The following is a 13,676-nucleotide window of genomic DNA, read 5'->3' on the forward strand; positions in this document are numbered from 1 at the left end:
GTGGTACTTAAAAAAATTATAAATTTTACGGATGGTGCTGTACATGTCCATAGTGGGAAAACATACACACATTTTCCTTCCCACCATGCACAAAAAAAGATCAACAAGCCTATTGCTCGTTGACCCTTTTTATTTTAAGACAGAATTGCAGTATAAATATATGCTCGGAGTTATCCAAATCCATGTTCAAAAGCGATTTTATTTTTAACAGCCGATTTGTCATCGTTCTCCGATGAATATATAATTTTTCAGCTGCCCTGGACGCATTTCCATTTTCTTGTAGATACATGATCAGCGTTTCCATCAGCTCCGGATCCCCCTCGCTTTTAAGCGGTCCTAGTATTTGTTGAGCGTATTCCCGTGCTGAGGAATCCTGGCTTAATTTGATAAAAAATTCGTAAATGCCCAGTTGATAATAGGAATATATTTTATTGTCGGGATAATATTCACGACCAAAATCCATCATATTTGTAACGGCCTTCACTTTTGCATCCAGCTCGTTAAAATGGTAGAAAACCGGGCTGATTCCTACATAAGTGTCAGGCACAGGGAAATGGTCAGCAATGTTGGATACCTCTTCTACTATCTCCTCCATCGACCGTAATTCCGAGAGAATCAGGAGAACATACATTTCTTCTTTTTCAAAAATAAAGGATTGCTCCACATTTGGTATCTGGTCAAGCAAGTCCAACCATTTTTTCTGAAGCATACAATCATAATCAACAACCCTGGAGGATCCTAAAGGGAGTTTTTGATTTTCCTTAACATAAAGAATTACTTTTGCTTTTAGGTTGGAATGATTTGAAATGGCTCTTTTGAACTTATCCACTCGCGACATGCAATGCTTTTGCATTTCAACCAACTCAGACATAACTATCTCGTAGAGTTTATGCTGAATCGCTTCGATAGATTTTTTACTCAATGAATTCATCAAAGCCTGGTTATGAAATGGTAAATGAATAAAAGCAAATATTTCCTGCCTTGTATAGAGTGGAATGATCAATCGGCTTAACTTCCCCGGCAAATATATGTAGAAATGGTCATCCCTCAAGATACGATCTTTCCATCTTCTTAAGTTGTCTTGATACTCAGAATGAGTTGGCGGGGAAAAAACCATGCCCGTTTTTCTCCATGGATCACGATAAAACCGGCCACTTGAATATAAAAGAAGTCCTTGCACATCTTCTATATAAACAGATCCGCCATTTAGGATCGCAGACAGATACTCCAACGCTTCCTCTACACTATTAAATATCATGTCCTTAAATGAATGAAGAGCATTGTTATCTGCAGAGGCATCTCCTTCCTGGCGCAGTAGCCCATAAAGTGGTGTAAGCAGATCAATGTAAGCGACCCATTTGGGAATTGTAATGATTGGAAAATCATGTCTCTCAGCTAACTCGATCAATTCATTCGACAGTTTTTCAACGAATCTTCCGACTTTAATCACTATTCCAGCAGCCTTTTTCTCAATTAAACCCGAGATAATATCCAACCACCTCTCCGGGTTATCCTTTACTGAGTAAAAATTTGTAATAACAAGGAGCCCTTCTGTAGCCCACTCCTCTACTTCAGGAACTTCCATCACTTCGATAAAGCGAACTTCTTGCTCTAATCCCTGGTGCCCTGCTGATAAGCTGCCATCTAATGCTTGAACAACTTCCAATACATCCCATACTTTCACCGCAATTCTCCTTTTCATTACTGTTTCCACCATTATACAAAATCTAAAAGAAAGCCGTTTCATTTACACGACTGAAGTCATGAGGATTCTCAGTTGAATAATAAAATAAATCACTTTCGATCACAAGTTCATCATATCAATGGGGAGCAGCTGTTGGTTTTATTTGTCCACTATTGTTTATCCAAAGATAAAGACTACCTGAAACAGCTGATTACTACGGAGTATCTTATCAGCAGGTTTATCAATGGGTAAGAAAGTACGAAGCCAGCGGAATTGAAGCGCTGCAGGATAGACGCGGGAGAATTAAGACCGAAGAGGAATTAACAGCAGAAGAAAAAATAATGACGCAAAGTATGTCCAAGGTGGGATGGTGTATTGACAATGGCCCTATGGAGTCCTTTTGGGGAACACTGAAGGGTGAAAATACTTTTTAAACAAGTATGGAAGCTTTGAAGAGGTGCACAGGCAATTGATGAGTACATCCACTTCTATAATCATGAACGTCTCAGAAAAGATTTAACGGCCTTAGCCCCATGATATACAGGGCTAAAGCCGCTTAGTTACCTTTTTATTATTTCCGCTGCCTACTTGACAAAGGGTAGTTCATTATCGAAACCGGCTTTTTTCCTGTTAAGGAAACTATACTATTTATATCTGATCATGTAGTATTTTTTCTTGCCTCGGCGGATGATAGTAAATGTGCCGCCCAGTTTATCCTCTTCGTCCAATTCATAGTCAATATCTGTTACCCGCTCTCCATTGACCGAAACAGCCCCATTCTGGATATCTTCGCGGGCCTGACGCCGTGACGGGGATATCTTCGCTTCTACAAGCACATTGACAAGCCCAGCATTATCTTCTTCATGCAGATGGGTAGGCACGTCTTTAAAGCCCTGCTCCACTTCTTCAACCGACAGTTCTTTAATATTCCCGCTGAAAAGTGCCTCAGTAATCCGGATTGCCTGCTGCAACGCTTCTTCCCCATGAATTAAACGCGTCATTTCTTCAGCAAGCGCTTTTTGGGCTTTTCGAAGATGCGGCTCTTCCTGCAATGACTTTTCAAGTTCTTCAATCTCCTCTTTCGAAAGGAATGTAAAATACTTGAGATATTTTACAGTATCCGCATCAGCTGTATTGATCCAGAATTGGTAAAATTCATACGGAGTTGTTTTTTCAGGGTCAAGCCAAATGGCACCGCCTTCGGTTTTCCCAAATTTCGTTCCGTCCGCTTTTGTAACGAGCGGAATGGTCAGGCCGTAAGCTTTTGCATCTTCGCCAGCCATTTTTCGGATGAATTCCAGTCCGGTTGTAATATTGCCCCATTGGTCGCTTCCGCCAATCTGCATTTTACAATCATGGTTTTCATATAGGTGAAGAAAGTCTATCGCCTGCAGAAGCGTGTATGTAAACTCGGTAAAAGAAATACCGCTATCCAGGCGGGTTGCCACTGTTTCTTTTGCAAGCATGTAATTGACGCCGATATGTTTACCGTAATCGCGCAAAAATGTAATCAAATCCATTTTGCCTTGCCAGTCAAAATTGTTTGTCATCACTGCACCATTTTTGCCTTCGAAATCAAAGATCTTCTTTAACTGAGCTCTGATTCCTTTGACATTTTTGTCAACCTGCTCAAGAGTCTGTAACTTTCTCTCTTCTTTCTTTCCGCTTGGATCCCCAATCAGACCGGTGGCACCGCCAACCAAAACAATCGGACGATGGCCGTGCTTTTGAAAGCGGCGCAATGTCAAAAATGGAAGCAAATGCCCGATATGCATACTGTCTGCAGTCGGATCCACCCCGCAATACAAAGAAATTTTTTCATTCTCCAATACATCTTTAATTCCAGCTTCATCTGTCTGCTGGTAAATAACTCCCCGCCATTCCAGCTCTTGAAGTAATGTTTCCAATACATTTCCCTGCTTTCTTTTTTAAAATAAAAAACGTCCCTTCGTAAAAACGAAGGGACGACTTGTTTATCGCGTTACCACCCAACTTGGGAAAATTGATTTCCCCACTCTGAAAAAATAACGGTTCTACACCGTTTACCGCTACTTACAATTCACGGCAAAAGCTCCCGGAAGTAATTCGCCGAATGCTGTTTGTACCGGTTTTCACCAACCACCGGCTCTCTTGTTGACAGGGACAGCCCGACTACTTAGTCCGTTCCTTGCTTTGATATTAGATTATGAAAAGTATTGTAACCATTTTAAATGGGATTGTCAAATTCCTCCGAAAAAGGGAACTTCCTTATGCTATAATAGTGATGATTTCCAGGAGGTATTTTTTATTATGTATAATTTTTTTAATAAATTGCGTGAACGTGCCAAGCAATTCTCGGACGGATTGGATAACAAGGAACTTAGCAAGAAAGCCAGGATCACCTATGGAGTTACATGGAATATCATTCTGTTAACGGTGATTCTGTTTTTCCTTGGCGGTGTTTTTGCGGGAGGAGTGGGAGCAGGTTATTTTGCCTCTCTTGTAAAAAACGAGGAAGTCCGGCCGGCCGCCAGCATGAAAAACGATATTTTTCAATATGAGGAAACATCCAAGCTTTATTTTGCCGATAATATCTATCTTGGAAAACTCCAGTCGGACATTGACAGAGAGAAGGTCAAGATTAAGGACGTATCTGATTATTTGAAGAAAGCCATCATAGCAACAGAGGATGAATATTTTTATGAGCATGACGGCGTCGTTCCAAAAGCTTTGATGAGGGCTGTTTATCAGGAATTGACAAACTCGGCCGTTCAATCAGGCGGAAGTACGTTAACACAACAATTGATCAAGAATCAGATTTTAACGAATGAAGTATCGTTTGACCGTAAAGCAAAAGAAATTTTGCTTGCCTTACGTATTGAAAAATTACTTGAAAAAGATGAAATTTTAGAAGCGTATTTGAATGTAACGACATTCGGACGAAACTCATCCGGACAAAACGTCGGCGGGGTCCAGGCGGCTGCAAGAGGCATTTTTGGCGTTGATGCGAAAGAACTCAACTTACCCCAATCAGCCTTTATTGCCGGTTTGCCACAGAGCCCTTTCATGTATACCCCATTTGCACAGGGAGGCGGGGTCAAAGAGAAGAGCCTGCTTGAGCCCGGCTTGAACCGGATGAAAACCGTTCTGTTTAGGATGTACAGTGAAGATTATATTACGAAAGAGGAATATGACAAGGCATTAAAATATGATATTGTGGCCGATTTCACCAAACCTCAGCCAAGACCATTCGAAAAATATCCTTGGCTTACTACAGAAATTGAGGAGCGTGGAATTGAGGTCTTGACGGAGGTGCTTGCCAAAAAAGACGGCTACAGCAAAAAAGACCTTGAGAAAAATGGTGGAAGACTGCAAGAAAAATATGAAAAACTCGCAAGGCGGGATATCAGGCAAAACGGCTATCATATCCACTCTACCATCAATAAAGAAATATACGACAAGTTTCAAAAAATTAAAGATGAATATCAAAATTACGGCTATACGAAAGTCAGCCAGGTAAAGAATAAAGAAACTGGAAAAATGGAAGAGAAAATCGAGCCTGTTCAAATCGGCGCTATTCTTATTGAAAATAAAACCGGAAAGATTTTAAGTTTTGTTGGTGGGCGTGATTATAAGTTGGAAGCGCAGAATCATGCCACCCAGGCGAAGCGGCAAAATGGTTCAACGATGAAACCGCTGCTTGTCTATGCCCCTGCGATGGAAATGGGTCTGAGTGCTCCAGGTGCCGTCGTGGCAGATATTCCAATTTCAGTCGGCGGGAAAGCGTTCAGAAACTATAGCGGCCGATATTATGGACTTGTCTCATCCCGGGAAGCGTTGGCCAAATCACATAACGCTTCGGCAATCTATACGTATTTGAAAACAATCGATAAAAAGCCATATAAATATTTGGAAAAAATGGGAATAACCTCTTTGACAGAAACCGATAAAACTACTTATGCAGCCGCGCTTGGTGGTGTTCAAAATGGTATCTCTGTTGAGGAAAACACGAATGCTTTTACCACATTCGCCAATGGCGGGAAATTTGTCGATGCTTACATGATTGATAAAATTACGGATGCTAATGGAAAAGTCGTTTACGAACATAAAGTAAAACCAGTAGACGTCTTCAGCCCTCAAACAGCTTATTTAATGACCGACATGATGAGAGACGTGTTCAGGTATGGGACAGCTTCCGCTGTGCCAGGAATGCTGAAGTTTTCTTCCGACTGGGCAGGAAAAACCGGTACGACAAACGGTCCCAACGATTCATGGCTGATCGGCTCAAATCCAAAAGTAACTTTCGGTACATGGATTGGTTACGATGAACCGGCACCTCTTTCCAGTGATGGAAGCGAGAGCATGCGGAATTATGGGATCTGGGCAAGGCTGATCAATGGCGCTTATGATGTTGCTCCAGATCTGATCAAAACGGATGACAGGTTCAAAATGCCTGGAGGCATTGTCAGTCGGTCATACTGCGCGATATCCGGACTGCTTCCGTCAAAAGCTTGTTCGAGTCTCGGCCTTGTCAAATCAGATATATATAACGCAAAGTATGTTCCGTCAAGAGTGGATGACAGCCTGGGTAATGGACGCTACGTGACAGCGGGAGGCAGGAAATATATGGCCCTTCCGAATACGCCTGGAGAATTCACTAAACCAGGAGGAATGCTAAGTCCTGAATTCATCAAGCGGATTTCCCTTGGAAGATCAATCGATCCTTCCTATCTGATCCCGCCAAACGACGAACGGTGGAAGAGTCTTCTTGCTGCAGGAGCCGTCCTTAAGGATGATGGAAAAGCACCAGCAGCCGTAAACGCATCTGTTTCCGGCGGTACCATCTCATGGAGCCCTTCTCCGAGCCATGACGTAGTCGGTTATCGCGTGTATTCCGGATCCGGCAAGAAAATTGCTTCTGTCATGTCAGATGGGGCCTTGTCTCAAAAGGTCGGAAGCGGCTCATATTATGTCGTAGCAGTAGATATAGCCGGTCGGGAATCAGCCCCTTCCAATAATGTTGGTGCAAAAAAAGAAGAGGAAAAAGAGAAAAAAGAGGTAAAAGCGACTGAAATATCCTCTGCTGCCGTCCAGAAAGAAAAAGAAAAGAAGGAACAGGCTTTAAAAGAAAAAACGGAAAAAGAAAATGCCGCAGCAGAGAAAAAGAAACAAGAAGAGCAAAGAAAGCAAGAAGAGCAAAAGAAGAAGCAAGAGGAAGAACAGAAGAAAAAACTAGAGGAAGAAAAGAAACGACAGGAAGAGCAACAGAAAAAGCAAGAAGAGGAAAAAAAGCAAGAGCAGGAGAATCAAAACAAAGAAAATGAGGGGAATTAAAAACTCCCCTTCTTCCTGAAAAAAGCGCTGGGACTTTTCTATAAGTCGCCAGCGCTTTTTGTACATAGATATACCTGTTGTTTTCTACTGTTGACCCGATTCAAACAGCTGTTTTTCAGTCTAAATACAGGGGTATCTACATTGCAGTTTTGGTTTTCATTTGCTGATGGACAAGCTTTTGGTACAAATCGTGAGAGCCCATTAATTGCGCGTGCGTCCCGATCCCTGTGACGTTCCCTTCTTCAATAACAATAATTTGATCTGCCTCCATTACTGTGGATAGGCGGTGGGCAATCATAAGTGTTGTTCGGCCCTCCATTAAATGCTGCAAAGCGCTTTGAACAAGCATTTCTGATTCACTATCCAAGTTGGAGGTTGCTTCGTCCAGTAACAGAATTTTGGGATTCCGAAGCAATGCACGGGCAATCGCAACTCTTTGCCGCTGGCCGCCAGATAGTTTGATTCCGCGTTCTCCAACTTCTGTATCATATTGATTTGGGAGATTTTCTATGAATCCTGCAGCATTGGCAAGCTCAGCGGCATGGCGAAGTTCAACTTCATCCACGGATCTTTTGAGCCCGTAACATATATTATCTTTTATTGTTCCAGACATTATTGGGCTTTCCTGTGATACGTAGCCAATTTGTTCACGCCAGTTTGTAAGCTGAAGATTTTGTATGTCTGTCTTCCCTATTTTAATACTTCCCTGTTGGGGTTCATAGAACCGCTCAATCAAAGAAAAAATGGTTGTTTTCCCTGAGCCGCTTGGTCCCACAAATGCGACAGTTTGCCCAGGCTTGATATGAAAGCTCAGATCCTTCAATATTGATTTTCCACTCTCATATTCGAAACAAACTTGGTCAAAGATAATGGTTTCTTCGTGATTTGTTTTCCCATTACTATCATTTTTTTCAATCGGCAAATCCAATACCTTTTGTATTCGCTCAGTTGCTCCCATGGCTTTTTGATAGTTTGTAAAAAATGTGGCAAGCTGGCTGAAGGGAATAACGATCTGAAACATGTAGATGATAATTGCAACAAGTGAGCCCGCTGTTAGATCTCCCGATGCCACACGTGCACCTCCGTACCCTATTAAGATAACAAGTACAATCATCAGGATAGTGGTCATAAAAGGTGAAACGATTGATTGAATTTTCGCTTCCTTTAAACCGAAACGGAATAATTCATTAATTCCTTTGTAGCCTTTTTTCCTTTCCAGCAATTGTCCGTTATAGGATTTTACTAATCTGATATCGCTGAGGACGCGTCCGAGATGTGCACTGAATGAAGCGAGTTCATCTTGTGTTTGTTTGGATATCGAGTAAATCTTTTTTCCTAAAGGAAACAGAACAATCATCGATATAGGGATGGAGCAAAGCATGATCAGGGTCATTTTCCAATCTATCAAAACTAAAATGATCAGGGAGCCAATGATAGAGACAATCCCTGAAACGGATGAAACCAGGTGGTTGGTAATGAGCATTTTGACTGTGTTCGTATCCTGGGTAACACGGCTCATCGTTTCTCCAGATTGGTGTTTATCGAAATATGGAATCGGCAATTCAAGTATATGATCCCAAAGTTTTTTTCTGATATTGGAGACAAATTGTTCACCAATATAGGACATTAAATAAAAGGAAACACCTCCTGAAATAGTTTGAACGATAAATGCCCCTGATAATAGGAAAATCAAACTCATTTCTATACCGGATTTGGCAACTTGATCCACTAAATTCTTGGTGAATAACGGGACAATTAAACTTGCACCTGTTTCAATAAGGCTTAATGCCACAGCAAAGATAAGTACCCAGATAGCAGGTTTGCCAATTTTTACGAGGTGAAGAAAACCGGATTCCGTTTTTTTGTGTGTCGTTTCCATATCAATTCATCCTTTGACTGTAATATATCTCCATTGCCTTCTGTAGTGACTTTTCCTCTTGTTCAGTAAATGGTGATGCAAAAAGAGATGGATTATCATCGATGGGTATAGTCTCCAATTCCTCAAGATCAAAATCATTACCGAGCAGATCAAACACGATTGTAACCAATTCATGAATAACCTCCTGTAATTCAGAGTCATCCGGTTTGCGAGTGTGAATTAAATCTTTAACTTTCTGAATGAGAAGTGTTGCTTCTTTATTTACTTCGCCCCCTTTTGTTTCATACATTTCCATCACATGATTGACCGTCTGCTCGGGGAAGTAATCCCTCATCCAATCAAATTGTTTTTTTTCATTTAAGATGCTATGAATAAGGAAATATAAGACTCGGGTGTCCATTTCTCCTTCCTCGATGATTTCAATCGCATTGTCCAATGCTTTGATTACCTGGTTCAAATGTTCTTGTTTTTGAATCATAAGTTGTCTTTGGAACTTTAACGAATCCTGTAAATTTGCTTTTTTATCATTTAATAAAGGTTCAATGTCCTCAAGAGTAAACCCTAAATATTTCAATGAAATAATCAGTTGAAGAGGCAACATATCTTTTTCTTCATAATATCGCCTCCCTGCTTCAGAAACCCTGCTAGGTTTTAATAAATTTTTTTCATCATAATATCTCAGAGCCCTTTGCGTGACTCCGGTTAACTTTGAAAACTCACCAATGGAAAAGTATTTTTTCAAAGCGACTCCCTCCGTTCCATTATTTACTACTTCTACCTTACATCTTAACGTAACGTTAGAATCAAACATTTTTTGGTGATTAACTGTTTTTTTATTAAAAAAGCAAGGGGCGGCTCGGTCACATACAGGCGAGTTTAACTCAAAATGCAGAAACACCTTTGACAACCATAATAATTCCCGATAGCAAACTACGATTTAAATCACATTCCTTGAATTGTTAAATCCAGCTTGCGATGAGATAAATATTACTACTTATAATCCAAGCCTCAAGTCTGCTGCCGAATACGTCTTGTAGCTTCGGTTCTTGCCAGTCCGTTGTCTGGTTTAGTCAAGCTGGTTCTCACCAGCGGAGAAAATACGTTGCCTTACATTAAAAGCCCCCATCTTAAAATCAGATAGGGCCTTTAGGTATTGAATGATTTAAAAAAATAATGGATTACTCTCTTTTTATATCATCTTAGCATTTCGAAATGGAGAAAAAGTTTAAATGGAGAAAGGTTCTGAAAGAAAAATCCCTGCATTGCATATTTCAGCAAGTTGGTCCATATGGTCCAGCTAACATTTCATTCAATGGAAAGGTTAAAGAACTGGGCTAAGGGGAGAAATCTTACAAGATAATGCTGAAACTACTCTTGAAAAATGCAGATATGATGCTTTCAATGGACTATCAGATCAATGGTTCAATTTGCGAAAGTGAACTGCCGAAGGGAAAATATGTTATTTTTAAAATTAAACATACAAAAGAAGCTATTAAACAGCATGGAGGGAAAGGAAATTTCTCCTGATACACAACAGTGGGTATCTGCTTAACAACAGAACTATTTGGAACATCATAGGGGCTTTGATTCGCAATGCTAAGTGCGAAATATATGTAACTGTATAACGGCAATAGGTTTGATAGTTTGTGTGTCCCATCACTAAGTACATAAATGGGAAAGAAGAACAAGCCACTTATCAGTAAAGATAAATGTTTTGTTCTTCTTTCAATTATCCTGCCTCTTGTTTTAAAAAACCTATGACCTCATATGCCGAACATGTGGCGTGGGACTTCTTTATTTAGTCCTCCATCGTTGAGAGGTCACCCGTCGGCAAGTTCAACTCCCATGCCTTCAGGACGCGGCGCATGATTTTACCGCTTCGTGTCTTTGGAAGTTTGTCTTTAAATTCAATTTCCCTTGGAGCAGCATGTGCTGCAAGCCCTGTTTTGACAAACTCGCGGATGTCCTCTTTCAATTCATCCGATGGCTCATATCCTTCGTTCAAAGCCACAAATGCCTTGATAATTTCGCCTCGGACCGGATCGGGTTTTCCAATAACGCCGGCTTCAGCAATCGCAGTGTGCTCAAGAAGTTTGCTTTCCACTTCAAAAGGCCCTACTCTTTCTCCAGATGTCATGATCACATCATCTACCCTGCCTTGGAACCAAAGGTATCCATCTTCATCCATGTAAGCTGAATCGCCGGAAATATACCAGCCCCCCGGCAGGAAGTAAGATTCATATTTTTCTGGGTTGTTCCAAACTTTCCGCATCATGGAAGGCCACCCTTTTTTGATTGCCAGGTTCCCCATCCTGTTTGGTGGCAGGACATTCCCCTGATTGTCAACGATGGCAACCTCAATACCCGGAAAAGGCTTCCCCATGGAACCCGGTTTGATTTCCATACAAGGATAATTTGCAATGACATGAGCTCCCGTTTCTGTCATCCACCATGTATCATGAATCCGCTTGCTGAATACTTTCATTCCCCATCGGATCACTTCCGGATTTAGCGGCTCACCAACACTGAGAATATGTCGCAATGAAGACAAATCAAATTTATTCACCAGTTCATCACCAGCGCTCATCAGCATTCTGAATGCTGTGGGGGCACTGTACCAAACGGTTACACCAAAATCTTCAATGGTCTGGTACCAGTTTTCCGGCTTGAAACGGCCTCCTGTAATAACATTTGACGTTCCAGTCAACCATGGTCCAAATATTCCGTAGGACGTACCTGTCACCCAGCCCGGATCCGCCGTACACCAATAAATATCTGTTTCCTGCAAGTCGAGAACCCAGCGTGCAGTGTGATAATGTTGAATCATGGCATTATGGACATGAAGTACTCCTTTGGGTCTACCGGTCGATCCGGAAGTGTAGTGAAGGATTAGGCCATCTTCCCTGTCAACCCATTCAATATCCAGATCTTGGTCCGCTTCAGTCATTTTCTTGTTGAAATCAACAAAAGGACCGGCTTCCTCCACATCTTTGCCTACGATGAAAATGGTCTTTAAATGCGGCAGTTCTTCAACCGGTACGCGGCTGATCAATTCTGGGGTTGTAATCAATACCTTTGCTTCGCTGTCCTCCAGCCTATCCTTTACAGCCCCTTCCATGAACGCTTCAAAAAGAGGACCTACGATGGCTCCAAGTTTGATTGCTCCAAGAACGGAAAAATACAGTTCCGGAGAACGGGGCATAAATATGAAAACACGATCCCCTTTTTCTACATGACCGTACTTTTTTAATACATTGCCTGCTTTATTACTCCAATTTTTCATCTCATTAAACGTATATTTTTCATATCTATTTTCATCTCTGTAAAACAAAGCAACTTTATTCTTCCGAAAGGACTCTGCGTGGCGGTCAATGGCTTCATATGCCATATTGACCTTTCCTGTTTCAGCCCAAGAAAAAACTTTCTCGGCCTCTTTCCAATCAAAAATTTTGTATGCTTCTTGATAATCTTGTAGATTATAGATGCCTTTTGCGACTGGTAACGGTTCCACTTTCATCAGGCGAATCCTCCTTCATAAGAATTATTTGTCCATTATAATACAATCGACAAAATTCCACAATAAGTCAATTTTTTGAAAAAAATTATGTTTACTTTTAACTCTACCCCATTTCTATAAATGGAAGCGTTCTTTTAATCGTGTATAATGAAGATTACCCTTCATGATTCTGCCGAAAATACTCGTGATTCCAATCATGGGATGAGATCAACCGGCTCCCGGTCATGGGAGATTAATTTTTGCCCTCTCAATTGACCAAAATATGTTAATTCGCAACCAAATAAACTCTGAATATTCCATAAAATGAATGATTATATTTAGGGTATATGTTACCCTATATTTGAGGTGCCCTTAACGTTCGAATGTGGAGTTGTTCTGTTTGTCATACTTGCTTTGACCGATCATGATTCAGCGTTTTTAACCCTGGTAAAACATTCTAGCAAAAGGTCACAGACTATAATTTTTAGATGAGAGATAGAAAACGAGAACTCCAGGGACTATAGATAGCTTGGTGATTAATGGAAATCACTGATTGTCATATATCCACGACGTATCAAGTATACTCTCTTCCCATAATTTCGTGACTTACTCATGAAATTATGGGAAGTAAGTATTTGGAGGTGTCCGAATGGATCATCGCAAAACCTACAATACCATGGAGTTAAAGACAAAGAACGGTACCCTGCTAATAGAGGGCCCCATTCACGCGGGACAGCTGGATGATCTTGAGTTTCATCAGGACCTAGTCTCATTTAGACCGGCACCCCAGCAGCATAAGGCATTGGTTGAAATTGCCGAACTGCCCGAAGGCAGGATTGTTATAGCACGGGAACATGATGTAATCATCGGCTATGTTACCTTTTTATATCCCGATCCGCTTGAACGATGGTCTGAAGGCAATATGGCTGATCTGATCGAACTTGGGGCAATTGAAGTCATACCAAGGTTCCGTGGGCAAGGGGTAGGAAAAGAGCTCCTGAAAGTCTCCATGATGGATGATGCGATGGAAGATTATATCATCATTACAACAGAGTATTATTGGCACTGGGACTTAAAAGGTACTGGACTATCAGTGTGGGAATATCGAAAAGTCATGGAAAAAATGATGAACGCGGGGGGCTTGGAATGGTATGCCACGGACGACCCGGAAATTTGCTCCCACCCTGCAAATTGCTTGATGGTGCGGGTAGGGAAAAGAGTCGGCCAAAAATCTATTCAGCAATTTGACCGACTTCGGTTTATGAACCGGTTCATGTATTAGACCGAGGGAGCGACTGGTATTA

Annotated in this window: 10 protein-coding genes, 1 pseudogene and 1 other annotated feature; of the genes and pseudogenes, 6 read left to right on the forward strand and 5 right to left on the reverse strand. The window is 41.3% G+C overall.

Annotated features, from left to right (window positions below):
• Positions 1-109: 109 nt before the first annotated feature.
• Positions 110-1,702, reverse strand: a complete 1,593-nt coding sequence (locus C509_RS0112870) for a PucR family transcriptional regulator (protein WP_018707349.1) — start codon at positions 1,700-1,702, stop codon at positions 110-112.
• A 75-nt stretch (positions 1,703-1,777) separates the two neighbouring features.
• On the opposite strand from C509_RS0112870, the gene C509_RS26145 reads away from it, so the two are divergent.
• The 3 genes and pseudogenes from C509_RS26145 (at position 1,778) to C509_RS25620 (ending at position 2,221) form a co-directional block, all read left to right on the forward strand.
• A complete protein-coding gene (locus C509_RS26145; RefSeq protein WP_154654404.1) occupies positions 1,778-1,936 on the forward strand; it encodes a hypothetical protein in 159 nt (52 codons plus the stop codon).
• Positions 1,921-2,118 (forward strand): annotated as a pseudogene (locus C509_RS27535) (helix-turn-helix domain-containing protein); the annotation flags it as partial. The gene C509_RS26145 and the pseudogene C509_RS27535, both read left to right, overlap by 16 nt.
• A 46-nt stretch (positions 2,119-2,164) precedes the next feature.
• A complete protein-coding gene (locus tag C509_RS25620; RefSeq protein ID WP_245542479.1) occupies positions 2,165-2,221 on the forward strand; it encodes a hypothetical protein in 57 nt (18 codons plus the stop codon).
• A 107-nt stretch (positions 2,222-2,328) separates the two neighbouring features.
• On the opposite strand, the gene tyrS is transcribed toward C509_RS25620, so the two are convergent.
• The gene (gene tyrS, locus C509_RS0112875) at positions 2,329-3,591 is read right to left on the reverse strand and encodes a tyrosine--tRNA ligase (protein WP_018707350.1); all 1,263 of its coding nucleotides are present in this window, start codon (positions 3,589-3,591) and stop codon (positions 2,329-2,331) included.
• 50 nt (positions 3,592-3,641) lie between these two features.
• Positions 3,642-3,861: a binding site (T-box leader), on the reverse strand.
• A gap of 112 nt (positions 3,862-3,973) precedes the next feature.
• On the opposite strand from tyrS, the gene C509_RS23935 reads away from it, so the two are divergent.
• Positions 3,974-6,997: a transglycosylase domain-containing protein gene (locus C509_RS23935; RefSeq protein WP_018707351.1), complete on the forward strand. Its 3,024-nt coding sequence runs from the start codon at positions 3,974-3,976 to the stop codon at positions 6,995-6,997.
• Between the two features lie 136 nt (positions 6,998-7,133).
• Here the strand turns inward: C509_RS23935 and C509_RS0112885 are convergent, their stop codons facing one another.
• Together C509_RS0112885 and C509_RS0112890 are read right to left on the reverse strand one after the other, a co-directional pair.
• Entirely contained in the window at positions 7,134-8,876 is a 1,743-nt protein-coding gene (locus C509_RS0112885; RefSeq protein WP_018707352.1) for an ABC transporter ATP-binding protein, read from the reverse strand.
• A 1-nt stretch (position 8,877) separates the two neighbouring features.
• Positions 8,878-9,618 carry a MerR family transcriptional regulator gene (locus tag C509_RS0112890; protein ID WP_018707353.1) on the reverse strand — a complete coding sequence of 247 codons (741 nt, stop codon included), beginning with the start codon at positions 9,616-9,618 and terminating at the stop codon, positions 8,878-8,880.
• 617 nt (positions 9,619-10,235) lie between these two features.
• Between C509_RS0112890 and C509_RS26150 the strand changes: the two genes are divergently transcribed.
• The gene (locus C509_RS26150; RefSeq protein WP_018707354.1) at positions 10,236-10,403 is read left to right on the forward strand and encodes a hypothetical protein; all 168 of its coding nucleotides are present in this window, start codon (positions 10,236-10,238) and stop codon (positions 10,401-10,403) included.
• Between the two features lie 271 nt (positions 10,404-10,674).
• On the opposite strand, the gene acsA is transcribed toward C509_RS26150, so the two are convergent.
• A complete protein-coding gene (gene acsA, locus C509_RS0112900) occupies positions 10,675-12,393 on the reverse strand; it encodes an acetate--CoA ligase (RefSeq protein ID WP_018707355.1) in 1,719 nt (572 codons plus the stop codon).
• Between the two features lie 628 nt (positions 12,394-13,021).
• Between acsA and C509_RS0112905 the strand changes: the two genes are divergently transcribed.
• Entirely contained in the window at positions 13,022-13,654 is a 633-nt protein-coding gene (locus C509_RS0112905) for a GNAT family N-acetyltransferase (RefSeq protein ID WP_018707356.1), read from the forward strand.
• The last annotated feature ends 22 nt before the right edge of the window (positions 13,655-13,676 follow it).

This window comes from Siminovitchia fordii DSM 16014 = CIP 108821 (genome assembly GCF_000374565.1).
GTDB classification, from domain to species: domain Bacteria; phylum Bacillota; class Bacilli; order Bacillales; family Bacillaceae_C; genus Siminovitchia; species Siminovitchia fordii.

Bases quoted from the DNA above. Each gene is read 5' to 3' on its own strand.
- C509_RS26150 (WP_018707354.1), top strand. From the start codon at position 10,236: ATGCTGAAACTACTCTTGAAAAATGCAGATATGATGCTTTCAATGGAC.
- C509_RS0112870 (WP_018707349.1), bottom strand. From the start codon at position 1,702: ATGAAAAGGAGAATTGCGGTGAAAGTATGGGATGTATTGGAAGTTGTT.
- C509_RS0112885 (WP_018707352.1), bottom strand. From the start codon at position 8,876: ATGGAAACGACACACAAAAAAACGGAATCCGGTTTTCTTCACCTCGTA.
- C509_RS23935 (WP_018707351.1), top strand. From the start codon at position 3,974: ATGTATAATTTTTTTAATAAATTGCGTGAACGTGCCAAGCAATTCTCG.
- acsA (WP_018707355.1), bottom strand. From the start codon at position 12,393: ATGAAAGTGGAACCGTTACCAGTCGCAAAAGGCATCTATAATCTACAA.
- C509_RS0112905 (WP_018707356.1), top strand. From the start codon at position 13,022: ATGGATCATCGCAAAACCTACAATACCATGGAGTTAAAGACAAAGAAC.